This is a genomic window from Kocuria aegyptia (genome assembly GCF_039530085.1).
Classification (GTDB): domain Bacteria; phylum Actinomycetota; class Actinomycetes; order Actinomycetales; family Micrococcaceae; genus Kocuria; species Kocuria aegyptia.
Genome location: NZ_BAAAOA010000046.1, coordinates 422083 through 446406, shown reverse-complemented (window position 1 = coordinate 446406; position 24324 = coordinate 422083). Strand labels below are relative to the sequence as shown.

The following is a 24324-nucleotide window of genomic DNA, read 5'->3' as shown; positions in this document are numbered from 1 at the left end:
GGGGCCCGGCGACCGGGTCGGCGGGGTCAGTAGGCGAAGGACCGGTCGAGGGCCTCGAGGATGCGGTCGAGGTCCGGCACGTACCGGTCCTCGACGGCGGCCACCGGGTAGGGCAGGTGGAAGGCGCCCACCCGCAGCACCGGCGCCTCGAGGGAGTAGAACGCCCGTTCGGTGATGCGGGCGGCGATCTCCCCGCCGAGCCCGCCGAAGGTCGGGGCCTCGTGCGCGACGACGAGGCGCCCGGTCCGGCGCACGGAGTCCTCGACGGTGTCGAAGTCGATCGGCGACAGCGAGCGCAGGTCGATGACCTCGACGCTGCGCCCGTCCTCCTCGGCGGCCTGGGCGGCGGCGAGGGCGACCGGCACGAGCGGCCCGTAGGCCACGACCGTGGCGTCCTCGCCCGGGCGGACGACCTGCGCGGAGAACGGGTCGGTGGTCGGGCGCTCGACGTCCACCGCACCCTTGAGCCAGTACCGCCGTTTGGGCTCGAAGACGATCACCGGGTCCTCGCAGGCGATCGCCTGCTGGGTCATCCAGTAGGCGTCCTGGGCGTTGGACGGCGTGATGATGCGCAGCCCCGCGGTGTGGGCGAACAGGGCCTCCGGGGACTCCGAGTGGTGCTCGACGGAGCCGATGACCCCGCCGTACGGGATGCGGATGGTCACGGGGACCGTGACGTCCCCGTTCGTGCGGTTGCGCATCTTCGCCAGCTGGGTGGTGATCTGGTTGAAGGCCGGGAAGGAGAAGCCGTCGAACTGGATCTCGCACACGGGCCGGTAGCCGCGCAGGGCGAGCCCGACGGCGGTGCCCACGATCCCGGCCTCCCCCAGCGGGGTGTCCATGACGCGGTGGGCGCCGAAATCCTTCTTGAGCCCCTCGGTGACGCGGTAGACCCCGCCCAGGGAGCCGATGTCCTCGCCCATGAGCAGCACCCGGGGGTTCTCCTCCATGGCCCGGCGCAGGCCGGCGTTGACGGCCTTGGCGATCGTCAGGTCGGGAGCGGCGTTCATGCGAGATCCTCCTGGGTGCCGGCGGAGCGCTCGTCGGGGACCCCGCCGACGGGGTCGGCCGCCACGGTCAGGCTCGCGGCCTGCGTGCCGCGGTCGGGCCCGGCGGTGCCCGCACCGGGTGCGCTGCCCGGCCCGGCGTCGGTGTCGGTGTCGGTGTCGGCGTCGTCGGTGTCGTCGAAGCCGGCCTGGTAGGCGGCGTACCAGGCGCGCTCCTCCTCCACGAGGGGGTGGGGCTCGGCGTAGGGCCGGTCGAAGAAGTCCTCGAACGCGGGCGGGTCCATGGCCAGCACGAGAGCGCGGGCCTGGTCGGCGAACGCCTGGGCATCCGCCGCGACGTCGGCGAAGAAGTCGTCGCCGGTGCCGTGGGCGTCGCGCAGGTGCGCCTCCAGGCGGATCAGCGGGTCGAGCTCGCTCCAGCGGTGCTCGTCCTCCCGCCGGCGGTACTTGGTGGGGTCGTCCGCGGTGGTGTGGGCCCCCAGCCGGTAGGTCTCGGCCTCCACGAGCACGGGGCCCTGACCGGCGCGGGCCTTCTCGAGCGCGTACCGCGAGGCCGCCAGGACCGCCAGGACGTCGTTGCCGTCCACGCGGATCCCCTCGAAGCCGTAGCCGGCGGCGCGCTCGGCCAGGGGCACGCGGGACTGGGTGCTGAACGGCACCGAGATGGCCCACTGGTTGTTCTGCACGAAGAAGACCACCGGGGCGTCGTAGGACGCGGCGAACACCATGCCCTCGTGGACCTCGCCCTGGGTGGAGGTGCCGTCCCCGAAGTAGACGACCGCCGCGGCCGGCTCCACCTCCCGGCCCTCCGCCTCGGCCGCCCGCCGGTCCAGGTCGATGCCCATGGCGTAGCCCACCGCGTGCGGGACCTGGCAGCCGAGCACGATCGAGTAGACGTTCATGTGGTGCCGGCTCGGCCGCCACCCTCCGGCGCTGTGCCCGCGGAACACGGTGAGCAGCTCGGCGGGCTCAACGCCCCGCTCGATGGCCACGGCGTGCTCGCGGTACGTCGGGAACACGTGGTCGGCCGGGCGCAGCGCGCGGGCCGAGCCCACCTGGGCCGCCTCCTGACCGCGCATCGGCGCCCACAGCACCAGCTGCCCCTGCCGCTGCAGGTTGGTGGCCTCCTCGTCGAAGCGGCGGGCCAGCGCCATCGAACGGTACAGCTCGCGCAGCTGCTCGGCCCCGACGTCACGCACGTACGGGGACAGGACCGGGTCCTCGCTCAGGCGCCCGTCCCGGTCGAGGAGCCGCACCAGGCGCGTGCGCACCTCCGGTGTCGGCACGGTGCGGGCCGGCACGGGGGCGGCCGGGGACGATGGAGCGGCATCCATGGGCAGGACGTCCTTTCGGGTTGCGCGGGAGGGAGCCGGGCCGGCGCGGCCGCGGGTCAGAGCACGGGCGGGTGGGGGAACTGCGCGCACAGCTCCAGGAACCGGGTGTTGGCCTCCGGCTCCCCGATGGTCACGCGCACGCCCTCGGCGCCGAAGCGGCGCACGGCCAGCGCGTGGGCGTCGCACAGCTCGGCGAAGCCTCCGCTGTGCTCCCCCAGGTTCAGCCACACGAAGTTCGCCTGCGTCTCCGGATACGGCCAGCCGAGCCGGTCGAGCCCGGCGAGGACCCGCTCCCGCTCGTCGACGACCCGCTGGACGCGCTCGGCCACCTGGTCGTAGTGGCGCACGGAGGCGATCGCCGCGCGCTGGGCGAGGTCGGTCACGGAGAACGCGGGGGACGCCTGGCGCAGGTACTGGGTGATCTCCTGGCCGGCCACGGAGTAGCCGATCCGGAGGCCGGCCAGACCGTGCGCCTTGGAGAACGTCCGCAGCACGACGACGTTGGGGTGCCGGCGGTACAGGGCGACGCCGTCGACGAGGTCGTCGCGGCGCTGGAACTCCTGGTAGGCCTCGTCGATCACCACGACGACGTCCCGGGGCACGGCGGCGAGGAACCGCTCGACCTGTGCGGTGGTGAGGCTGGGGCCCGTCGGGTTGTTCGGCGTGCACAGCAGCACCACCTTGGTGCGCCCGGTGACCGCGGCCGCCATGGCCTCGAGGTCGTGGGAGCCGTCCCGGCGGTTCGGGACCGGGACGCCCAGTCCGCCGGAGAGCCCGATGCTGATCGGGTAGGCCTCGAAGGAGCGCCAGGCGTGCACCACCTCGTCCGGGCTGCCGTCCTCGCCGGCGCCCACGAAGGCGCCCAGTAGCTGGTTGAGCGCGCCGAGGCTGCCGGCACCGGTGACGATGTCCTCGGCCGGCACGCCCAGGAACTCGCCGAGGACCTCCCGCAGCTCCGCGGAGGTCGTCTCGGGATAGCGGTGCACCGCGTCCCAGCCGGAGAGGACCTCCTTGACGGCGGGCACGGGCCCGAACGGGTTCTCGTTGGAGGACAGCTTGTAGGAGACGAGCCCTTCCACCACGACCGGGGGCTTGCCGGCCGCGTAGCGGGGAAGTCGGGACAGAGCCGGGCGCGGCCGGACCGCCGGGGTGGTGGCGGTGGCCGGGCCCGAGGCCGGGGCGGTGCCGGCCAGGGTGCGGGTAGCGTCGCTGGTACTCATGGGGGTCATGCTATCCCCGCACCCCGGGGGTTCCCCCGGTGGATGACGCCCCTCCGGACGACCCGGTGCTTTTCGGGGCGAAAGCTACAACCGGGTTCCGCCAAAGTTGGCGGCGGGCGACAATTCGTCCGCCCGGGAGCGCGCGGGCGCCGTGGGAGAATGTGCCCATGCCCAACACCGATCGCATCCTGTCCTCAGGGCGCGCGGCGCTCGCCGCCGCCGTCCCGCCCGTCGCGCTGGGGCCCCTCGACGGCCGCTACCAGCCCGTGGTCGCACCGCTGGTCGACCACCTCTCCGAGGCCGCCCTCAACCGCAACCGCGTGCACGTGGAGGTCGAGTGGTTCGTGCACCTCGCCGGGCGTTCGGTGCTGCCGGGCCTGGCGCCCCTGACCGAGGAGCAGATCGCCGGGCTGCGCCGGATCGTCACGGACTTCGACACCGACTCGGTCGCGGAGCTCGCGGAGATCGAGGCCGTGACCGTCCACGACGTCAAGGCCGTGGAGTACTACATCGGCCGCCGGCTGCCCGCCCTGGGGCTGGAGCACCTCGTGCCCCTCGTGCACTTCGGCTGCACCTCCGAGGACATCAACAACCTGGCCTGGGCCCTGGGCGTCAAGGACGCCACGACCGACGTGTGGCTGCCCGCGGCGCGGGCGCTCGTGGCCGACGTCGCGGCGCTGGCCGAGTCCGCGGCGGAGACCCCCATGCTCTCCCGCACCCACGGCCAGCCCGCCACGCCCACCACCCTGGGCAAGGAGATGGCGGTGGTCGCCCACCGCCTGGGCCGCCAGCTGTCCCGGATCGAGCGCACGGAGTACCTGGGGAAGATCAACGGCGCCACGGGCACCTACGCCGCCCACTACGCGTCCGTCCCGGACGCGGACTGGACGGAGGTCTCGCGCGAGTTCGTGACGGGCCTGGGGCTGTCCTGGAACCCGCTGACCACCCAGATCGAGTCCCACGACTGGCAGGCCGAGCTCTACGCCGACCTCGCCCGGTTCAACCGGATCCTGCACAACTTCTGCACCGACGTGTGGTCCTACATCTCGATCGGCTACTTCCAGCAGATCCCCGTGGAGGGCGCCACCGGCTCCTCCACCATGCCCCACAAGGTCAACCCCATCCGCTTCGAGAACGCCGAGGCGAACCTCGAGCTCTCCAACGCCCTGCTGGACGCCCTCGGCGCCACGCTCGTGACGTCCCGGTGGCAGCGCGACCTCACGGACTCCTCGTCCCAGCGCAACATCGGGGTCGCCTTCGGGCACTCCCTGCTCGCGGTCTCCAACGTGAGCAAGGGACTGGCCCGCCTGGACGTGGCGGAGGCGGTCCTGGCCGCCGATCTCGACGCGAACTGGGAGGTCCTCGCGGAGGCGATCCAGATGGTCATGCGCGCCGAGGCGATCGCCGGTGTCGAGGGCATGGACAACCCCTACGAGCGGCTCAAGGAGCTGACCCGCGGCCGCCGGGTGGACGCGGCGCGGCTCCAGGAGTTCGTGGCGGGCCTGGGCCTGTCCCCGGCCGCGGAACGACGGCTGTCCGGGCTGACCCCGGCCACGTACACGGGCATCGCGGCGGAGCTCGTGCGCTTCCTCTGAGCCGCGCCCCGCACGACGGCGGGGTGCCCGGGCGCGGAGCTCGCTCGTGCCCGGGCACCCCGTGCCCCGCCGGTCCGTGCCGCGCGGCACGGACCGGCGCGGATCAGACGGACGGGAGGTCGTGCAGGTTGTTGCAGACGGTGTCCTCGGGGGCGGCCCACAGCCGCTTCCCGCACCCGGCGGACACCACGCGCACCCGTAGCTGCCCCGACGACCCCGGGACGTAGTAGAGGTGGATCCCGCTCTCGATGTCCCGGATGATCCGGGTGGTCGAGCGCGGGGACCACACCTCGGCGGGATTGCACAGCGCGACGATGTTCCCGAGGGGGTCCGTGCGGACGCCCGTGACGGGTCGCTGGTCGGTCATCGCTAGAACTCCTGAACTCGCGCCCCCGGGTCGACGCTGCCGCCCCGGGGATCAGTCCTATACCACGGTGTGGGCCTGTGCGCCACCCTCCATCAGGGTCGCGCGCCGGCCATCTCGCTTTTTGTTTGCTTTTGACGCTCTCCGCGCGTTCGCTTTTGACTCACGCCCCGCCGCCCGGGATCATCGGTGCCTGAACCCTCTCTCGCGGTGGACCTGGATCCTGGTCCGCGGGACCGGAGAGGACGGTGCTCGGACCACGGCCTTCGGGGGAAGGCCGGCTCCGGGCGCACCGGGGCACAGTGATCATGACAGTGGGGGATCATGACAATGGATGGGGAACACTCGATCAGGCTGCGGCTTCTCGGCAACGTCGAGGTCGAGCTCGACGGCACCGTACTGGCCCTCGGCCACCGGCAGCAGCGCCTGCTGGCCGCGCTCGCCGTCCTCGGCCCCAAGCCTCGCCGCTTCCTCGGCGAGCTGCTGTGGCCCGACCGGACCGCGGAGCGCGCGATGGGCAGCCTGCGCACCACCGTCTTCAACATCTCGCGCCAGGTGCCCGGGGCCGTCGGGACCCGCGGCAACAACATCGCCCTGGCGGAGCCGGTCACCGTGGACCTGCACGAGCTGCGCGAGTCCCTGCACCGGGCGGCCTCCGCCACGGCGCCCGTGACGGAGGACCCGTGGTTCCTGTCGCCCGACGGCGCCCAGCTGCTGCCCGGCTGGTACGACGGCTGGGTCATGGCCGAGCAGGACCGGCTCCGGACCCTGTACGTCAACGCCGTGGAGCACCTCGCCCGGCTCTCCCTCGAGCGCGGGGACTTCTACCGGGCCCACGTGCTCGCCGACAACGTCCGCGCCCTCGACCCCCTGCGCGAGAGCGCGGTCCGCGTGTCGATCGAGGCGGACCTGGGCCTGGGCAACAACGCCCCGGCCCTGCAGACCTTCCGCAGCTTCTGCAGCACGATGGCCGACGAGCTCGGCGCGCCGCCGTCCCCCCAGATCACCCAGCTGATGGGCCACATGCGCAGCGCCTGACGCGCTCCCGCCCGGAGCGGTCACACCCGGAGCGGTCACACCCGGAGCGGTCACACCCGGAGCGGTCACACCCGGAGCGGTCACACCCGGAGCGGTCACACCCGGAGCGGTCACACCCGGAGCGGTCACACCCGGAGCGGTCACGCGCCGGGCGTTCTCGCCGGCGGAGGAACGGTGTCCCCGCGACCCGCGAACGGGTCGCGGGGACACCTTCTGGCTGCTCATGGCCGGGTCATCGTCCCGAGGTCAGCGCGGCCGCCGCCGAGCGCACCGGGATGCCGCGCCAGGTGGTGTGGGGCAGCAGCTGCTCGCCCTTCATCACCAGCGACAGCGCGTCCACGGAGGCACCCGCGCCGACGGTCGTGTCGTAGAGCACGATCGAGCGCGCGCCGACGCTGGCCCCGGGCAGGATCTCCACGTGGGACATCTTCATCACACGGTCCTCGAAGAGGTGCGTCTGCAGCGACACCTCCGTCGAGACGGCGGCGTCGTCGCCGATGTGGACGAGGTCGAACTCGGTCAGGTAGGTGGTGCCGATGTAGGTCCGCCGCCCGATCTGCGCGCCGAACAGGCGCAGGACCGGACCGATCAGGGGTGTGCCCACGAGGCCGCCGATGAGGGCGGGGACCGCCGCGGACTCGTACACGCCGGTGACGAACTCGCTGCGCCGGACGAAGTTGTCCCACAGCGGCTCCACGCGCTGGCGGTACCGGCCCACGATCGCCCACTTCAGGACGACCACGGCGAGGACCACGGTCAGGCCGGTGGCCAGCGCGATGAGCGGCAGCACGGCGACGAAGCCGAGCAGCGTCAGCTGGGGCACCAGGGCCACGGACGCGAGCAGGCCCAGGTAGCCGATCAGCCCGATCAGCGCCGGCGGGACCGTGATGCGCAGCGCCTCGATGACCAGACGGGCCGCCACCTTGCTGCGCGAGGGCCGGTAGGTGAGGCTCTCGTCGTAGTTGCCGCTGTCCTGGCGTCGCGGCAGGAACATGGCGGGCGAGCCCAGCCAGGACGTGCCGTCCGGCACGTCGGCCGGGGGGACGGAGGCGACGCCCACCAGGGAGCCCTCGCCCATCCGGGTGCCCGAGGGCACGAACGCGGCGTTGCCCACGAACGAGCGGTCGCCCACCACGGTGCGCTCCATGTACAGGTGACCGTGGTGGTAGACGGCGCTGCCCACGCTGGCCATGTCCGCGACGAAGCTCCCCTCGCCGAGGGTGAGGAGGTCCGGGTCGACGTGGCCGACCGTGGAGACCTCGGAGCGCGGGCCGACCTTGGCGCCCAGGGCGCGCAGCCAGGGCACCGTGTACAGGGTGGCGTACAGGGCGTTCGTGCTCTCCAGGCTGGTGGACAGCAGCTGGTCGGCCATCCACTTGCGCACGCCCAGCCCGCTGCGCACGGGGTGGATGCCGGTGGGCGTCCGGCGCAGGACGATCTTCCGGCCGACCGCGACCACGGCGCAGACCGTGAGCACGTAGACGACGCCGACCGCCGGGGTGAGGGCCAGCCCCACGGGGAGGCCGAACTCCAGGGCCGCGGCCCAGATCATCAGGAAGGACGGGAGCACCAGCACGAAGGGCATCAGCTCGAGGGCCATCCAGCCCAGGAGCAGCCCGGCCGCGAGCGGGGCGGGCCAGCGGCCGCCGGGCAGCGGGCGCCGCTCCATCCGCTCGAGCAGCTCGTCGTCGCCGTCACCGGGCCGGGCCGGGGAGCCCAGCCAGTGCTCGCCGGCGGGGATCGTCTGGTTGCGGGAGGCCAGGGACTGCTCCGCCAGGCGGGCGCCGTCCTCGATCCGGGTGCCGGGCTGCAGGAGGGCGTTGGCCCCCACGAACGCGTCGTCGCCGATGTGCACCGGTGCGATGGTCACCCATCCCTCCTCGACCTGGGCGGTCTGCACGGAGGAGTTGTAGCCGATGCTGGCGCGGGAACCCACGGTGACGAGCGAGGGCAGGCCGATGGCGGCGGTGCCCACGTGGGCGTCCGGGCCGATCCTGGCGCCCAGCAGGCGCAGGTAGACGGCGGCCATCGGGGTGCCGGTCAGGAGGCTGAGCGGTGAGAGCCGGGTCAGCCCGTCGATGCACCACAGCAGGTAGTACTGCCTGCCCCAGAGGGCGTGGTGCCCGGGTCTGACGAAACGGCCCAGCACCCGGGAGCCGAGGAACGGCAGGAAGAAGCGGGCGGCCACGGAGACCACGACGCCCACGAGCAGCATGTCCCACATCAGGGCGTAGCTGAACTGCCCGCCGTAGGAGTACAGGACCGCGGCGAGCGGGGAGCCGACGAGCATGGCCGCCAGCACCATCGTCGTCACCTGCGCGAGGCCGCACAGCGCCACGCGGCCGCTGGTGTGGTGCAGCGGCGCGGGGCGGTCGTCCGGGGCGGCCACGGCGGGCACGGCCGCCGGGGCGGCGTCCAGGTGGCGTGCCAGGTCCCGGACGGTCGGGTAGGTGTAGACGTCCGCGATGGAGATGTCCTGGTCGGGGTGCGCCCGGCGCAGCTCGGACGTGGCGGTCGCGGCGAGCAGCGAGTGCCCGCCGAGGTCCATGAAGAAGTCCGCCTCCACGGAGAGCTGGTCCTCGGGGATGCGGAAGACCTTCGACCACACCTCCGTGATCCCCCACTCGGTGTCCGTCTCCGGCGGCACCAGGCCCATCGTCGTCACGAAGCGGGGCGTGCTCGGATCCGGCAGGTTCTTCCGGTCCACCTTGCCGCTGACCATCATCGGCATCGCGGGCAGGATCTCGTAGAAGGACGGCACCATGTACGGCGGCAGCGCCGCGACCGCGGAGTCGTGCAGCAGCTCGAAGAGGGCGCGCTCGTCGCGCACCGGGGTGCGCAGGGTGAGGAACGCCGCGACGTCGTCGCCGCCGGAGACGAGCTTCACGGCGGCGTCCGCCACCGCATCCTCCCGGCGCAGCACGTTCTCGATCTCCTGCAGGTCCGCGCGGTGGCCGCGGATCTTCACCTCGCTGTCGGCGCGGCCGAGGTACTCGATCTCGCCGTCGGCCATGATCCGGCCCAGGTCGCCGGTGCGGTAGATCCGCCCGGCCCGGGGCCCGTCCGGGTGCGGGCGGAACCGCTCCTCGGTGACGTGCGGCAGGTTGACGTAGCCTCGGGCCACGCCCGGGCCGGCGATGCAGATCTCGCCCGGCTCGCCCTCGGGGACCTCGTTCATGTCCTCGTCGAGGATCCGCACCTCGTAGGTGGGCAGGGGCTTGCCGATGGTCACGGGCCGCCCGGGGGCCAGCTCGCCCCACGTGGCCGTCACGGTGCCCTCGGTGGGGCCGTAGGTGTTGAGCATCCGGCGCTCGGGCGTGGACCACCGCTCCACGAGCTCGGCGGGGCACGCCTCGCCGCCCACCAGGATGCTGCGGATGCGGGGCAGGTCGTGCTCCAGGGTGGCCAGGACGGTCGGCACGCAGTAGAGCACGGAGATCTCCATGCGCTCCAGGAAGTCGGCGAGCCCCTGTCCCAGGCGGGCGTCGTCGGTGGGGCCGGCCACCAGGGAGGCCCCCACGGCCCAGGTCGGCCAGATCTCCTCGATGGAGAAGTCGAAGGCGATGGTCATGCCCTGGTAGACGCGGTCCTCGGGGCGGACGTCGTAGACCTCCGGCACGATCTCGATGAAGTTGCAGATGCTCGAGTGCGCGACCTCGACGCCCTTGGGGCGGCCGGTCGAACCCGAGGTGTAGATGATGTAGCACGTGGGATCGCCCTCGTGGCGGACCACCGGGCGGTGCGCGGGCGCCTCCGCGAGCCGCTCGCCGATCCGGCCGACGTCGACGACGTCGGCGGGAGCGTCCTCGACCACGGCCACGAACTCGGCGGAGGTCAGCAGGAGGGACAGGTCGGAGTCCTCGGCGATGAACTGCACGCGGTCGGCGGGCAGGTTCGGGTCGATCGGGACGAAGCCGGCGCCCGTCTTGAGGATCGCCAGGAGGGACGCGTAGAGCATCGTCGAGCGCTGGAGCAGGATCCCGACGCGGTCCCCTGCGCCCAGGCCGTAGCCGGCGATCAGGTGGGCCATGCGGTTGGCGAGCTCGTCGAGCTCCGCGTAGGTGTAGGCCCGGCCGTCGGCGTGCAGCGCCTGGGCGTCGGGGGTGAGGTCGCAGCTGCGCTCGAAGAAGTGGTGCAGCCGGGTGGGCTTGGTCTCCGTGCTCCGGACGCCTCGGGTCGCGGGCTCCGTCCACGGGAACGCGCCCGCGGGGCCTCCCTTCGCCGCGGCCTCGTCCCACAGCACGCGCTCTGCCGCCGCAGCCTTGTCGCGGCGCTGAGAGCGATGTGGCACTGAGGTCATGTCCAACTCCTTTCGATGCACGGGCACCGGTATTACCGGCACGTCCGTTCTACGGAGCGGGGTGTTATGGCCTCCTCACGGATCCGTCACGAGGGCGTTATTCCTGCGTTATCGATGCGTTCGGCTCCGGAGCTGCCAGGGGCGACGTCCGGCTCCGGTCGGTTCTCAGTGGGCAACATCACAGCTCTCATCTCGCTCTCCGAGATGTTCTCGACTGCAATCGCGCGGTTCCCGAGCCGGTGGCGGCCGGTCGCGGGTCTCCCTCCCTGCGCGCGCATCGCCGAGCCCGGACGACCGGAAGGTTGTCCGGGCCACAGCTCCGGGGACAGGAAAATCCTCCGTGTTACCTTTCGTGAACGCTCACCGGGGTGCGGACGTCCCCGAGGACCGGCCCGGAGCCGAGGCGGCCGTCCGGATCCTGCCGCGGGGACCGTCTCGCCGCGTCCGCCCGGTGGTCGCGGTCGATGCGGCCGGGCCCGTGTGCGAGGTCCGTCGCGCAGCCGTGGACCGGGCCGGCCCGAGCTCCGCGAGGGAGGCTCCCGCGATCCCGCCGGAGGTGCCCGGCGCGGGGCGGTGCAGACGTCCGTGCCGCGCGGTGCTCAGGCCGCCGCGCGGCCCGGCCAGCCCGGTGTCCTGAGCCGGCGCCGGAGAGTGCTGCCGGGCCGGGAACCGGTGAACTCGCCCTCGGCGCCGCATGCCGCGACCCAGCCGGGGGCGTCCCGCCCCAGCAGGTGCGCGGCGCGGGCGTAGGCCTGGGCCTCCACCGCGGTCCGGGCGGCGACGACGACACGGTCCCAGGGGCTGGCCGCGGCGGCCCCGGTCGCCGGGTTGACCAGCACGCTGCCGTGGCCCGCCACCACGGCGAGACCCCGCCGACCGCGCTCGACGAGGGCCTCCCGGACCCAGGGCTCCACACCGGTCCGGGGGCCCGCGGGCCGTGCGGTCGGCGCGGCGCCGACGAGGGCTGCGGCCTCGGCGGGCGGTCCTCCCACGGCCCACGCTCCGCCGACCTCGGCGACCAGCGCGTGTCCCGGGTGCGCCTCCGCGAAGAGCTGGACGGTGCGGTCCGCCGCCCACGCGTCGGCGACCGGCCCGAGGTCCAGCACCGTGCCGCGGCCCATGCGCAGCCGACGGGTGGACGCGTCCAGTTCGACACGCCCGATGCCGGGCGCCGGGTGCGGGGCGAGGCCGTCCAGGTCCCGCCAGGCCGCCGCACCGGTGGTGGGGTCGGCGAGCCCGCTCGTGAGGCGGGCGGCGAGCAGGGCGGCCGCGATGATCTCGGCCAGGACGGGCCCGACCACGACGTCGACGTCCTCGTGCTCGGCGAACCGGTTCAGCAGGGACAGCTCCGAGTCGATGCGCTCGGGCGCGACGGCCCGGACGACCTCGCGGTGCACGCGCTCGGCCAGCCGGAGGGCCTCGGCCTGGAGATCCGGGGCGGGGGTGCGCACGGCGCCGGCGTCCGGGGCGCGGGGCGGGGTCGGGGTGGGCATGACCGTCTCCTGGCGGTGAGGGGAGAGGCGAGCGTCGACGGCGTGCGGGGGGACACGGGCCGGTGCTGACGAGCATACGTGCGCCGGAGCCCGCCGGGCGGTGACGTGACCGCCTGTTACCCGACCGTCATCGTGGCGCGCCGGAACCGGCCCGCATCGGACTCCGGCGCCGGCGCGCCGGCCTGCGCACCCACCGGGACGCCGAGCGGGGTCCCGGCCGACGCCCCCGCCCAGCGGAGCACGTCGGCGGGCCGGTTCGTGGTGAGCTGCTGGACGCCGAGCGCGAGGCACAGGTCCACGTCCCGTGCGGTGTCGACCGTCCAGACCCGCAGCACGCGTTCCTCCGCCCGCCACTGCCGCACCAGCTCCGGGCGGGCCCGGACGAAGTCCAGTCCGGGGCCCACCAGGTCCACCAGGCCCGCCGAGATCACCGGCAGCGCCGGCGGCACCACGAGCCGCATGCCGGCGTGGAGCACCGCCGCGGCCGCGCGGCCCACGCGCAGGCTGTCCCGGACCGTGCGGTGGGTGGCCGTCTCCACCAGCTGGCACACGTGCCTGGGGGGCACCGTCTCCAGGAAGTGCCGCACGGCGTCGGGGTGGAAGCTCATGAGGGAGACCGTGACGTCGTCCAGCCGCCCCGTCTCGGGGTCCCAGCCCTCCCGCATCAGCAGCCCCAGGACCTCCTCCTCGAGCCGGTGGCCGAACGGGCTGGGGTGCTTCGTCTCCACGGCCAGGCCCACGGGCCGGCCCGCGCCCCGCAGCAGGTCCAGCAGCTCGGGCAGGGTGAGCAGCTGCCGGTCCGGCGCCCCGTGGCCCGGCGGGATGCGGACGCCCTTCCAAGAGGTCCAGTCGAGTCGGCGCAGCTCGGCCAGCGTGCGGGCGGAGACGGGACCCCTGCCGTTGCTCGTGCGGCCCAGCTGGGCGTCGTGGTGCAGCACGAGGTGGCCGTCGCGGCTGAGGTGGACGTCGCACTCCACGCCGTCGGCGCCGTCCAGCAGCGCCTGCACGTACGCGGCCCGGGTGTGCTCGGGAAAGGCCGCGCTGGCCCCCCGGTGCGCGTAGACGATCGGCCGCACGGCGCTCCCTCAGCTGTCGGTCGGGGCGCGGTGGCCCCGCTCGGGACCAGGCTAGGGAGAGCCGGTGAACGCGGGGCCACGCCCCGAAGGACCTTCCGTGAACGACGACGACGCCCCGCGGGCCGCGGGGCGTCGTCGTGCTGCGGGTGGCGCGGGACCGCCGCGCGGGGCCTACCGCTCGCCGGTGATCTCCCCGTGGGCCGCGGTGTCCGCGTCGGTGTTCCGGTCCCGCTCGCTCTTCCGCGACTTCCCGCCCTCGAACCGGGGAGCCCGTTCCTCGGGGGTGAGCTCCGCGGGGAACGTCGTGGGCAGCGGCCCGAACGCCTCGTGGGTCGCGGCGATGACCTGCTTGGACATGGCCAGGTTCGCTCCCCCGCCGACGACCGCGCCCACGCCGAACGGCAGGGCACGGCCGAACACGGCGCCGGTCTGCTTGAGCAGGAAGCGCTTGACGAACATGTTGCGGATGATCCGGCTGACGTCCAAGGTCTTGGAGTCGTCCTTGCCCATCATCAGGCCCCAGGACGACATCATGCCCCGGCCCTTGGTGCCGCTGGCCAGGATCTGGTTCATGACCTGGCGGCCGTCCTCGCCGAGCATGAGGGCCATGACCATGGTGCGGGTCTTCTCCGGGTCCTCGGTGGGCACCCCGTGCAGCTCGGCGATCGCCTGGGCGTACAGGGCGGTGGCCTCCAGGTAGCCGACCACCGCGAAGGAGGACAGCCCGAGGGACGCGACGGTGCCGATACCGGGGACCACCGCGGTGGCGCCGACGGCCCCGCCGCCCATGGTCACGGACCGGACGTAGATCTTCTCGAGCCGCTTGGCGATCTGCTCGGGCGTCTCGTCGGGGTGGTCGGCGCGCTCCTTCCGGACGAAGCCCAGGACCACGGGCCGCTGCACGCGCAGCACGGTGTCGAGAAGCTTGTTCATGGCGGGCTTGGGCTTGCCCTCGTCGTCGAACGCGTTGCTCAGGGGGTTCAGGTCCATGGCGTGCTCTCCTTGTGGGGTGCCGGGACGGTGGGTCTCGGCCCACTATATGCACAGCAGGCTGACCGGGTCCCGGGATTCGCCGACGGCGCAGGGCGGAGCCCGGTCAGCTCCCGGGCAGCCGGGAGACGGAGGGGTCGACCCGTTGGAAGGAGTCCGGGAACTCGGCGCGCAGCCGGACCAGCTCCCGGGCGAACGCGTCCAGGTCCCGGTCCTCCTGACTGACCGGCTGCCACTGCCGGGCCGGCAGGGCGTGCCCCTGGTCGTCGAGGGCGACCATGACCATGAGGCAGTTGGTCGTCAGCGCGAGCTCACCGGTCGCGGGGTCCCCCGACCAGCAGTTCACGGAGATGTGCAGGCCGCGGGCCGCGGTGTGGATCAGCCGCGCCCTGACCTCCACGAGGTGACCGATGTGCATGGGCCGGTAGAACCGGACGCCCCCGGCGTAGACGGCGATGACCGGGCGGCCCGCCCACCGGGCCCCGCACACGTACGCGGCCTCGTCGATCCAGCGCATGGCGGTGCCGCCGTGCACCTTCCCGCCCCAGTTGATGTCCGTGGGAGCGGCCAGGAAGCGCAGCACGGTCTCCTCGGCGGTGCCCTCGTCCGTGTACCGCTGCTCGGCCATCAGCGCCTCGATGCTGTTGCGCAGCTCGATCCGCCGCTGCGTGATGGCCGACTGCTGCCGCTCGTGCTCCGTCTCGGGCGCCCACTGCGGGACGGGGGTGGGCCGGCCGTCCCCGTCCACGGCCACCATGATGATCAGGCACGTGTCCTTGAGCGTCACCCCGTGCTCGCGCGGGTCCGCGGAGGCCACCTCCACCCGGATGTGCATCGAGGACCGGCCGGTGTGCACGATCTTGGCGGAGACCTCCACCATGTCCCCCACGCACACCGGGCGGTCGAAGTGGATGTTGCCCACGTACGCCGTGACGCAGTACGCCCGGGACCAGCCCACGGCGCACGCGTACGCGGCCTTGTCGATCCACTCGAGGACGCGACCACCGTCCACGGTGCCGGTGCGCCCGGCGTCGGTCGGGGCGGCGAGGAAGCGGAGAACAGCGGTGTCGCGTGCGGCCATGCCCCCAGTGTGGCACGGGCCACGGCACGTCCGGCCCCCCGGGCCGGTCCGCCGCTCACCCGACGAGCGGCGCCCACGCGTTGAGCCGGCGCAGCATGTCCGACTTCTTGCGGGTGTGCCCCTCCATCCGCACGAGGATGTCGTCGAGGGCCTCGATGGCGTCCACCACGAACGGGCCCTTGTTGAGCATGACGCACTCGGCGCGCTGGCCCATCGCCGCGTCCGTGACCTCGGCCCGGGAGGGCAGGCCCTTCTTGGCGAGGGACTCGAGGACCTGCGTGGCCCAGACGACCGGCACGTGCCCCGCCTCGCACAGCCACAGGATCTCCTCCTGCACCTCCGCCATCCGCTCGAACCCGGCCTCGACCGCGAGGTCCCCGCGGGCGATCATGACGCCCACGTCCTGCCACCGCATGGCCTCCAGGAGCATGGGGGGCAGGGACTCGAAGCCGCCCACGGTCTCGATCTTGAGGGTGACGTCCAGGGCGGAGTTGCCGATCCGCTCGAGCTCCCGCAGCAGGTCGGTCACGTCCTCCCGCGAGCGCACGAAGGACATGTTGACGATGTCGGCGTGCTCGGCCACGAACGGCAGGTGCGAGCGGTCCTCGTCGGTGAGCGCGGAGATGTGCAGGTCCGTCTCGGGCAGGTTGATGCCCTTCCCGGCCTTGAGCCGGGCGCCGTCGGGACCGGCCTGCAGGACCTCCAGGGTGATCTCGTCGGGCGTCACGGAGCTGATCCGGCAGCGGATCTTCCCGTCGTCGATCCACACGGGCTGCCCGTCCCGGGCGTCCGTGAACACCTCGGGCAGGGAGCAGCCGATCCGGAAGGGACCCTCGGCCCGGACCGGGGCGGGCGCGAGGTCCCGGGTCAGCACCACGGTGTCCCCCGCGCGCACGCGCAGGGACTGCTCGACGGCGGGCAGCTCGCCGAGCACGCCCTCCGTGCCGTCCTCGGCCCGCACGGCCAGTCCCGTGGCGAAGTACACGGTCTTGGAGCACTCCACGAGCACACCGGGGCCGGTGGCCTCGAGCACCCGCAGCGTCCGGCCGGAGCCGCGCGCGTCCCTGAGCCGCAGCCTCTCCCCCGGGGTGCGGGCCGCGGTCCAGGCGGCGCCGGCCACGGGCACGGCCGGGGCGTCGTCGTCGACCCCCGGATCCGCCTCGCCCAGCCAGAGGCGGGCGGGGGCGATCACCCGGCCGCTGCTGTCCCGGGTGGGCTTGATCTTCTCGACCTGCGGTCCGGGCTCGATCGGCCCGGTCCGCAGCTTGGGCCCCGCGAGGTCCATGGCCACGCGGAGCTCGCGGCCGAGCGCCTGCTCGGCCGCGCGGACGTGGCCGATCATCGCCGCCCACTGCTCGGGGCCGTCGTGCGCGCAGTTGATCCGGGCCACGTCCATCCCGGCGCGGACCATGTCCTGGACGAGACGGGGGTCCTCGGCGGCCTCCGACGGGAAGGTGACCATGATCCGCGTGCTGCGCCCCTCCCGGCCCGGGCCGAGCAGCGCCGCGGTGTTGCGGCGCAGCACCTCCGTCCCGGGCTCGTCGGGCTCCTCGGACCCGGGGACCTCGGTGCCCTCGTCCGCCCGGCCCGCGAGCACGCGGAGGGTCTCCAGCACGGCACCCAGGTGGCTCATCACCCCGGCCTCCATCCGCCCCAGGGAGGACACGCCCAGGCTGCTGAGGTCCCGCTGCAGGTCCCGCACGTCCTGGCTGCGCACGGCGACGTAGTCCACGAGGTTCAGCGCGGAGCGGCGGTGGCGCGGGTTCACGCGCTCGAGCTGCGGCACGGCGGCCCGACGGGCCCGGAGCACCACGTCGACGAGCTCCGCGACCCGCTCGTACAGCTGCGCGGCGCACTCCTGTCGGGCGGTCGCCGTCATGGCGCGCTCCTCCCCGCGGTCGCGGCCGGGGGCTGCCCGGCCGTGACCGCCGTCGATCTGCTGACTTCCCATGATCCTCCTCGTCGGTCCGGCTGTCAGCGCCGACCGTAGCGGGCCGGGGCGAACAGCGGCTGAACGCGAGGGGACGGGGGTCGGAGGGGTGCGGGCGACCGGGGACCGTGCAGGCGGCAGCCGTGGACGGGGACCAGCCGGCGGGGGCCGGTGCCGGCCGCCGCCGGCGGGCCCGTCCGCGTGCGGTGGACGGGCCGTGCCTCCGCACCGCCGGAGCCGTGGAACCCACCACGGGGAGCGGAGGAGGGCTAGGCTCGTGCGGACGCCACCGCCTGCGCCCGCCCCGCGGCGGGCGCAGGCCCCGCTACCGGAAGGAACCGCTGTGATCAACTCGGAGAACATCAGGGCCTACGTGGAGCGCATGGCCTCGGGCGAGCCCGCCCCCGGCGGCGGCGCCGCGGGCGCCCTGCAGGCGGCACTCGGCGCGGCCCTGCTCGCGATGTCCGCCCGCTACACCACGGGGTCCGAGCACGCGGACCGGGCCGCGCGCACGGCCGACCGCGCCGAGGAGCTGATCCCGCGCGCACTGGGCCTGGCCGACGCCGACGCCGAGGCCTTCGGTGCGCTGTCGGCCGCCTACACCCTGCCGAAGGACACCGACGAGGAGAAGGCCGAGCGCTCCCGGGCGGTCCAGGAGGCCACGGCCGGCGCCGCGCAGCCCCCGCGGGAGCTGATCGGGGTGGGCGCCGAGGTCGTGGGGCTCGCGCGCGAGCTGACCGGCTGGTGCAACCCCAACGTCCTCAGCGACGTGGCAGCGGCCTCCGAGGCCGCCCGGGCCGCCGTGGCCACGGCCATGGTCACCCTCGAGATCAACGTGCGCTCCCTCAAGGACGCCGCCACCCGCGAGCAGCTGCGCGCGGGGCTGGCCGAGGGCGAGCAGGCCGTCGAGGACGCCGCGGAGCTCACCCGGCGGATCCGCGAGCGCGTCCAGGACTGAGGACCGCGCGCGGCCCCTCAGCCGTCCGCGGCGGCGGGGCGGCGCACCCAGAAGGAGCCGACGACGGCGAGCAGCGAGATGACCGCGCCGCACAGGAAGGCCGCCCGGACCCCGGCGGCGGCGGCCTCGACGCCCGGCGCGTCGGAGGCCGCCGTGCCGAGGGTCATCACCGTGATGAACAGCGCGGCGCCGGCAGCCCCGGCGACCTGCTGCACGGTGCCGACCACTGCCGACCCGTGCGCGTGCAGGTCGTGCGGCAGCGCGCCGAGACCCGCCGTGAACAGGGGCGTGAAGATGAGGGCGAGGCCCACGCTCAGCACCACGTGGGCGAGCAGGACGGCGGGCACCGGGGTCTCCTCCGAGGTGAGAGTCAGGCTCCACAGCGCGCCGCTGACCACGAGCGTGCCGGGCACGAGCAGGACGGTCGGCCCGGAACGGTCGTACACCCGGCCCACCACCGGCGCGAGCAGCCCCATGACCAGCCCGCCCGGCAGCAGCAGCAGCCCGGTCGCCAGCGGGTCGAGGCCCTGCACGTTCTGAAGGTAGAGGGGCAGCACGAGGAGCGTGCCGAACAGCGCGGTCACGCTGAGGCCCAGCACCGCGGTCGCCACGGTGAAGGTCCGCGAGGCGAAGGTGCGCAGGTCGAGCAGGGCCCGGTCCGTGCGCTGGAGCCGGAGCTGGCGGCGCACGAACACGGCGAGCGCGGCGGCGCCCACGCCCAGCGGCACCCACGCCGGGACGGGGGCCGCGGCGCCCTCCCCGATCGTGCTCAGGCCGTAGACCAGCCCGCCGAAGCCCAGGGCGGAGACCACGACCGACGGGACGTCGAGGGACGCCGCCCGGGGCTCGGTCACGTTCGGCATTCGCAGCGCCCCGAGAGCCAGGGACGCGAGGGCGATCGGCAGCACGGCCAGGAACATCCAGCGCCAGTCCAGCACGCTGAGGATGATCCCGGAGATCGACGGGCCGATGGCGGGGGCCACGGAGATGACGATCGAGATGTTGCCCATGACACGGCCCTGCCGGGTGGGGGCCACGAGCGTCAGCACCGTGGTCATCAGCAGCGGCAGCATGATGGCGGTGCCGCCCGCCTGGACCACCCGCCCGGCCAGCAGGACGCCGAAGCCGGGGGCCGCGGCGCAGATCAGCGTGCCGGCGCTGAACAGGCCCATTGCGGTGAGGAACACGGGCCGGGTGTGCAGCCGCTGGAGCAGGAAGCCGGTGACCGGGATGACCACGGCCATCGTCAGCATGAAGGCCGTGGTCAGCCACTGGCCGGCGACCGCCGTGATCGACAGGCTCACCATCAGACTCGGCAGCGCGACGCCCATGATGGTCTCGTTGAGAATCACCACGAAGGTGGAGGCGAGCAGCAGCGCGATGACCAGGCGGTCGCGGGCCGCGAGGTCCACCGTCGGCGTCCCCCGTGGGGCGGGCCGGGACGGCGGGGCGGGCACGGGAGCCGGTGCTCCCGGGGACGCGGGCGCCCCCGTCGGGGCGGGCAGGGGGACGTCGTGGGCCATGGGCGGGTTCCTTCGGGCGAGGGGAGGGTGTCGTCCGCACCGCAGGCAGGACGACACCTCCAGATCCTAGGCCCGGGGAGAATGGTGCGCATGCGCAGATACCTCAAGGACGCCGGCGTGCACGCCGAGATCACCCCGGACGGCTTCACCGAGGGCGGCTTCGTGCTGTCCATCGGCGGGGCCGAGCAGTCCCACGTGGACCTCGCCCGCCCCGGGGAGATCTTCTACGAGTACCTGCGGCGGATCGGCAACGTCGTCGACGTCGTGGCGGCGCCGGGCGCGCCGGTCACCGCGGTCCACCTGGGCGCCGGGGCCCTGACGCTCGCCCGGTACGTGGCCGCGACCCGGCCCGGCTCCGCGCAGGTCGCCGTGGAGCTGGAGCGGGAGCTGCCCGCGTTCGTGCTCGAGGCGCTGCCCCTGCCCGCGGGCGCCGACGTGCGGATCGTGTTCGACGACGCCCGGGCGGCGCTGCCAGACGTCGTCGCCCCCGGGACCGCCGACCTCGTGGTCCTCGACGTCTTCTCGGGCCGGGACGCCCCCGCCCACCTCACGGAGGCCTCCTTCTACGCCGAGGCCGCCGGGCTGCTGGCGCCCGGCGGGGTACTGGTCGTCAACGTGGGCGACGACCCCGGCCTGGCGTTCTTCGCCGACCAGGCGCGGGCCGCGCGGGAGGCGCTCGCCGACGTGTGGTGCCTGGCCGAGGAGCGGCTGCTCACGGGCCGCTACCCGGGCAACCTGGTCCTCGTGGGCGGGCGCCGCGCCCTGCCGCGGGAGTGGGCGGACGCCTTCGCCGCGGCCGGGCCCCACCCGGCGGGCGTGCTGGACGGCCTCGGCCTGGAAGAACTGCTCACCCGGCTGTAGCGTGGATCACACTGCCGAGCCGAGGAGCGCACCGTGAGCACCGCCGAGAACACTGTGGGGAACACCGCCGAGGGCGCCGCCGGGACCACCGCCGTCCTGGAGTCCGTCCCGGCCGTCGAGGGGGAGACGTTCTCCCGTGTGGCCCTGACGCCGGCCGCCGTGGACCTGCTCGGGACGCTGCGGGGGCGCCACGGGCGGCTGATGTTCCACCAGTCCGGCGGGTGCTGCGACGGCTCCGCGCCCATGTGCTACCCGGCCGGGGAGTTCCTCACCGGCCCGGCGGACGTGCTGCTGGGCGTGTTCGCACTGCCGGGGGACCCGGCCACGGCCGAGCTGGAGTTCTGGATGTCCCGCGAGCAGTTCGAGCACTGGAAGCACACCCTGCTCACGGTGGACGTGGTGGAGGGCCGCGGCTCCGGGTTCTCCGTGGAGGCGCCGGAGGGCAAGCGGTTCCTGATCCGCTCGGCGCTCAGGCCGGATCCGGCCGGCCCCTGAGCCGGCCCTGCTCGTCGAAGGACGGGCCCCGGTCGTGGACCGGGAAGGTGGTGAAGGCCGGGACCTCGTAGGGGTGCGCCCCGGCCATCGCCTGCAGCACGCGCTCGCGCTCGGCCGCCGGATACAGCGTCTCGATGCGGACCTCGTCGACCTCCTGGGGTGTCCCGACCTCCCCGATCGCGGGGTGCGCCCCGGGCAGCGGCGTGAACCGCCCGGTGCCGCGGCTCACGAACGCGGTGTGGGAGTAGTGCCCGGACCGTCCGGCCCCGGCGTCGCCCAGGGCCTGCAGGACCTGCTCGGCGTGGGAGGCGGGGACGAACACGACCAGGCAGTGCTGCTCGGTGCTCGGCGTCTCAGTGCTCATGGGGTGCGCACACCTCCGGTTCGTCGTGGTCGGCGGGCTCCAGCTGGATCGTGGAGTGCTGGACGGACACGGGGAAGTGCTCGGCCACACAGCGCTGGATCCGGCCCAGGGCCTCGGCCGAGCCGCCGGAGTAGAAGTACTCCTCCTCGAGCACCACGTGGGCGGTGAGCACGGGCAGGTCCGAGGAGATCCGGGTCGCGTGCAGGTCGTGGACCTCCACCACGTGCGGCAGCTCGAGGATGTGCCCCCGGACCTCGTCCATGTCGAGCCCGGGGGGCACGCTCTCCATGAGCACGGACAGGGACTCCACGAGCAGCCGGATGGTGCGCGGCACGATGAGCGCGCCGATGAGCAGCGCCACGACGGCGTCCGCCTGCATCCAGCCGGTCAGGGTGATGACCACGGCGGCGACGATCACGGCGACCGAGCCCAGCGCGTCGTTGAGCACCTCGAGCATCGCCGCGCGCAGGTTCAGGTTGGAGCGCCGGCCCCCGAAGAGCACGACCATCGCCACGACGTTCCCGGCCAGGCCCAGGACGCCGAAGACCAGCATCTCGGCCGAGGCCACCGGGTGCGGCTCGAGGAAGCGGCGCACGCCCTCCACGAGCACGAACAGCCCCACGGCGAGCAGCACCCCTGCCTGCAGGGCCGCGGCCACGATCTCCGCGCGCCGCCAGCCCCACGTGCGCCGGGCGCTCGGCGGGCGCAGGGCCAGCTGCGCGGCGATCAGCGCGAGCAGCAGCCCGCCCGCGTCGGTGAGCACGTGGGCGGTGTCGACGAGCAGCGCCAGGGAGCCCGTCCACAGGGCGCCGACCAGCTGCACGACGAACAGCGCCGCGGTGATCCCGAAGGCGACGGCGATCCGCCACCGGTCGGTCCCGGGGCCCGCGTGCGAGTGCCCGGGCCCGTGGTCGTGCCCGTCCTGAGCGCGTCCGCGGTGCCCGGCGTGGTCGTGAGCCATGCCTCCATCGTAGATCGGGGGCGCGGGCGCGGCGTCGTGGATCAGCCGGTGACGAACCCCTGGAACTCCCCGGTGGCGGGGCCGTAGTGGGAGTCCACCTTCATGACGGCGCCGGGCGTGCCGCCGCCGTTGAGGGCCTTGAGCAGGTCCCGCACGGCGTGCCGGGGCCCCTCGGCGATCACCCCCACGGTGCCGTCCGCGTTGTTGACCGCCGAGCCGCGCAGGCCCAGCTGCTCGGCGTGGTGGGCGGTCCACCAGCGGAACCCGACGCCCTGCACGGAGCCGTGCACCACGGCGGTCAGGCGCAGGTCCTCGTCGAGGTCCAGCCGCTCGGGGTCCCGGCCGGCGGAGGATCCCCGGGGGCTCGGAGGCAGGCTCACCGGCCCACCGCCGTGGGCCGGCCGGGGGCTGCCTGTCCGCCGGTGGCCCTGCGGGCGCTGGGCACGCCGACGCGGGTGCGGTGCACGAGTTCGACGGTGTGCTGGATGTCATCCTGGTGCGTGTTCATGTGGTCAGATTAGGGAACGACCGGGCCTCGTGGCACGGCCGGGCCCGGGAATTCATCACGGGCGGAACCGCGCATCCGCCGGCGGGCCGGAACCGCCCGGCCCGGCCGGCCCAGGAGAGGACCGGAGCAGGCAGATGGACGACGCACGGATCTCGGAGCAGACCGTCGAGGACACCACCCACGGCACCACCCGGGACACGACCGGGGACACGACCGAGAAGATCACCGAGGATACCGCCCGGGCGGCTCCCGGACCGCTCAGCGCCCAGGACCGGATCGAGATCTACGAGATCCTGAGCTTCTCCTCGCACCTGCTGGACAACCGCCAGTGGGACATGTTCGGGGAGGTGTTCGTGCCGGACGTCCGCCTGAGCGCGCCGCAGGGCGAGTTCGGCGGCCCGGCGGGCGTGCGGCGCTTCGCCGAGACGGCGGACCTCGCCCGCTTCCCCGCCACCCACACCCTGAACTCGATCGTGGAGGCCGTGGACGCGGACACCGCCGTGGCCTGGTCCAGGATGCTGCTGCTGACCTGGGACCGGAGGGTGGCCTGCGGCGACTACATCGACACGTTCCGCCGCACCGCCGCCGGGTGGCGGATCGAGCGGCGCACCGTGGCGCCCCGCAACGACTCCGCCTCCGTGGCGCTCGCCGAGGGCGGGTACGCACCCGACCCGTACGCCTACGCGATGTTCGACGACGCCGTGCTGACGGCGGCCGACCGGACCCGCCGGTGAGCCCCGCACCGGGCGCCGGGTGGGACCGGGTGCCTGCCGCCGACGCCCTCGAGATCGGCACCGTCCTGAGCCGGTGCGCCCGGGTGGTGGACGCCCGGGCCTGGCCGGACCTGGGCCGGGTGTTCACCGGGGACGCCGTCGTCGTGTCCCCGGGCGGGGCCGCGCGCGGGCACGCCGAGATCGCCGAGCGGGTCCTGGCCGAGACCCGGGACCCGCACCTGGTCACCGACACGGTGCTGCGCCGGCTCGGCCCGGACCGTGTGCGGGCCTGGAGCAAGTGGCTGGTGGTGTGCGCGGACGGGTCCGCGCTGGGCGGGGACCAGCTGGACCTGTTCGTGCGCACCCCGGGCGGCTGGCGGATCGCCGAGCGCCGCATCACCGCTCTGGAGGCCCCCGGGGCCGGCGCGCCCGCACGTCCCCTGGGCACTGCCGACTTCCTGGCCTGAGCCCGCCTGCCACGAAGGGCGGCCGCCGCGCACCGGATGAGCCCGG

General features: G+C 74.0%; 22 protein-coding genes. 7 read left to right on the top strand and 15 right to left on the bottom strand.

What is annotated here, in order from left to right; genetic code table 11:
• Positions 1 to 26: 26 nt before the first annotated feature.
• The 3 genes from ABD220_RS16355 to ABD220_RS16345 are packed head-to-tail and all read right to left on the bottom strand — an operon-like array spanning position 27 to position 3561.
• The gene (locus ABD220_RS16355) at positions 27 to 1010 is read right to left on the bottom strand and encodes an alpha-ketoacid dehydrogenase subunit beta (RefSeq protein WP_344124392.1); all 984 of its coding nucleotides are present in this window, start codon (positions 1008 to 1010) and stop codon (positions 27 to 29) included.
• A complete protein-coding gene (locus ABD220_RS16350) occupies positions 1007 to 2341 on the bottom strand; it encodes a thiamine pyrophosphate-dependent enzyme (protein ID WP_344124391.1) in 1335 nt (444 codons plus the stop codon). Before ABD220_RS16350 ends, ABD220_RS16355 begins: the two co-directional genes overlap by 4 nt.
• Positions 2342 to 2397: 56 nt before the next feature.
• A complete protein-coding gene (locus ABD220_RS16345) occupies positions 2398 to 3561 on the bottom strand; it encodes a histidinol-phosphate transaminase (protein ID WP_344124390.1) in 1164 nt (387 codons plus the stop codon).
• Between the two features lie 167 nt (positions 3562 to 3728).
• Between ABD220_RS16345 and purB the strand changes: the two genes are divergently transcribed.
• Positions 3729 to 5156, top strand: coding sequence for an adenylosuccinate lyase (gene purB, locus ABD220_RS16340; protein ID WP_344124388.1), 1428 nt, complete (start codon positions 3729 to 3731; stop codon positions 5154 to 5156).
• Between the two features lie 103 nt (positions 5157 to 5259).
• Here purB and ABD220_RS16335 read toward each other — a convergent pair whose 3' ends face one another.
• Positions 5260 to 5523: a hypothetical protein gene (locus tag ABD220_RS16335; RefSeq protein WP_344124386.1), complete on the bottom strand. Its 264-nt coding sequence runs from the start codon at positions 5521 to 5523 to the stop codon at positions 5260 to 5262.
• A gap of 327 nt (positions 5524 to 5850) precedes the next feature.
• On the opposite strand from ABD220_RS16335, the gene ABD220_RS16330 reads away from it, so the two are divergent.
• Positions 5851 to 6558: an AfsR/SARP family transcriptional regulator gene (locus tag ABD220_RS16330; protein WP_344124384.1), complete on the top strand. Its 708-nt coding sequence runs from the start codon at positions 5851 to 5853 to the stop codon at positions 6556 to 6558.
• 232 nt (positions 6559 to 6790) lie between these two features.
• Here the strand turns inward: ABD220_RS16330 and ABD220_RS16325 are convergent, their stop codons facing one another.
• From ABD220_RS16325 to ABD220_RS16300, 6 genes are all read right to left on the bottom strand, one after another.
• Positions 6791 to 10858, bottom strand: coding sequence for a Pls/PosA family non-ribosomal peptide synthetase (locus ABD220_RS16325; protein WP_344124383.1), 4068 nt, complete (start codon positions 10856 to 10858; stop codon positions 6791 to 6793).
• A 599-nt stretch (positions 10859 to 11457) separates the two neighbouring features.
• Positions 11458 to 12351: an FAD:protein FMN transferase gene (locus ABD220_RS16320; protein ID WP_344124381.1), complete on the bottom strand. Its 894-nt coding sequence runs from the start codon at positions 12349 to 12351 to the stop codon at positions 11458 to 11460.
• 116 nt (positions 12352 to 12467) lie between these two features.
• Positions 12468 to 13427: a glycerophosphodiester phosphodiesterase gene (locus ABD220_RS16315; RefSeq protein WP_344124379.1), complete on the bottom strand. Its 960-nt coding sequence runs from the start codon at positions 13425 to 13427 to the stop codon at positions 12468 to 12470.
• A 171-nt stretch (positions 13428 to 13598) separates the two neighbouring features.
• The gene (locus ABD220_RS16310; protein WP_344124377.1) at positions 13599 to 14417 is read right to left on the bottom strand and encodes a di- and tripeptidase; all 819 of its coding nucleotides are present in this window, start codon (positions 14415 to 14417) and stop codon (positions 13599 to 13601) included.
• Between the two features lie 106 nt (positions 14418 to 14523).
• The gene (locus tag ABD220_RS16305) at positions 14524 to 15498 is read right to left on the bottom strand and encodes an acyl-CoA thioesterase (protein WP_344124375.1); all 975 of its coding nucleotides are present in this window, start codon (positions 15496 to 15498) and stop codon (positions 14524 to 14526) included.
• A gap of 55 nt (positions 15499 to 15553) precedes the next feature.
• Positions 15554 to 17449, bottom strand: coding sequence for a pyruvate kinase (locus ABD220_RS16300; RefSeq protein WP_344124373.1), 1896 nt, complete (start codon positions 17447 to 17449; stop codon positions 15554 to 15556).
• A 322-nt stretch (positions 17450 to 17771) separates the two neighbouring features.
• Between ABD220_RS16300 and ABD220_RS16295 the strand changes: the two genes are divergently transcribed.
• Positions 17772 to 18386, top strand: a complete 615-nt coding sequence (locus ABD220_RS16295; RefSeq protein ID WP_344124371.1) for a cyclodeaminase/cyclohydrolase family protein — start codon at positions 17772 to 17774, stop codon at positions 18384 to 18386.
• A gap of 17 nt (positions 18387 to 18403) precedes the next feature.
• On the opposite strand, the gene ABD220_RS16290 is transcribed toward ABD220_RS16295, so the two are convergent.
• The gene (locus tag ABD220_RS16290; RefSeq protein WP_344124369.1) at positions 18404 to 19909 is read right to left on the bottom strand and encodes a DHA2 family efflux MFS transporter permease subunit; all 1506 of its coding nucleotides are present in this window, start codon (positions 19907 to 19909) and stop codon (positions 18404 to 18406) included.
• Between the two features lie 90 nt (positions 19910 to 19999).
• On the opposite strand from ABD220_RS16290, the gene ABD220_RS16285 reads away from it, so the two are divergent.
• Both ABD220_RS16285 and ABD220_RS16280 read left to right on the top strand, forming a co-directional pair.
• On the top strand, positions 20000 to 20770 hold the full coding sequence (locus tag ABD220_RS16285; protein WP_344124368.1) for a spermidine synthase: 771 nt from the start codon (positions 20000 to 20002) through the stop codon (positions 20768 to 20770).
• Positions 20771 to 20803: 33 nt separating this feature from the next.
• Entirely contained in the window at positions 20804 to 21265 is a 462-nt protein-coding gene (locus ABD220_RS16280) for a DUF779 domain-containing protein (RefSeq protein ID WP_425552576.1), read from the top strand.
• Here the strand turns inward: ABD220_RS16280 and ABD220_RS16275 are convergent.
• The 4 genes from ABD220_RS16275 to ABD220_RS16260 are packed head-to-tail and all read right to left on the bottom strand — an operon-like array spanning position 21240 to position 23098.
• A complete protein-coding gene (locus ABD220_RS16275) occupies positions 21240 to 21629 on the bottom strand; it encodes a YqfO family protein (protein WP_344124366.1) in 390 nt (129 codons plus the stop codon). The two genes, ABD220_RS16280 and ABD220_RS16275, sit on opposite strands and share 26 nt — an antisense overlap.
• Positions 21619 to 22590 carry a cation diffusion facilitator family transporter gene (locus ABD220_RS16270; protein WP_344124364.1) on the bottom strand — a complete coding sequence of 324 codons (972 nt, stop codon included), beginning with the start codon at positions 22588 to 22590 and terminating at the stop codon, positions 21619 to 21621. Before ABD220_RS16270 ends, ABD220_RS16275 begins: the two co-directional genes overlap by 11 nt.
• 41 nt (positions 22591 to 22631) lie before the next feature.
• Positions 22632 to 22970 (bottom strand): acylphosphatase, encoded by a 339-nt coding sequence (locus ABD220_RS16265; RefSeq protein ID WP_344124362.1) that lies wholly within the window; start codon positions 22968 to 22970, stop codon positions 22632 to 22634.
• Positions 22967 to 23098 (bottom strand): hypothetical protein, encoded by a 132-nt coding sequence (locus ABD220_RS16260; protein ID WP_344124360.1) that lies wholly within the window; start codon positions 23096 to 23098, stop codon positions 22967 to 22969. The genes ABD220_RS16265 and ABD220_RS16260 overlap by 4 nt, the downstream gene beginning before the upstream one ends.
• Before the next feature lie 134 nt (positions 23099 to 23232).
• On the opposite strand from ABD220_RS16260, the gene ABD220_RS16255 reads away from it, so the two are divergent.
• Together ABD220_RS16255 and ABD220_RS16250 are read left to right on the top strand one after the other, a co-directional pair.
• A complete protein-coding gene (locus ABD220_RS16255) occupies positions 23233 to 23832 on the top strand; it encodes a nuclear transport factor 2 family protein (protein WP_344124358.1) in 600 nt (199 codons plus the stop codon).
• The gene (locus tag ABD220_RS16250) at positions 23829 to 24278 is read left to right on the top strand and encodes a nuclear transport factor 2 family protein (RefSeq protein ID WP_344124356.1); all 450 of its coding nucleotides are present in this window, start codon (positions 23829 to 23831) and stop codon (positions 24276 to 24278) included. The genes ABD220_RS16255 and ABD220_RS16250 overlap by 4 nt, the downstream gene beginning before the upstream one ends.
• Positions 24279 to 24324: the final 46 nt, after the last annotated feature.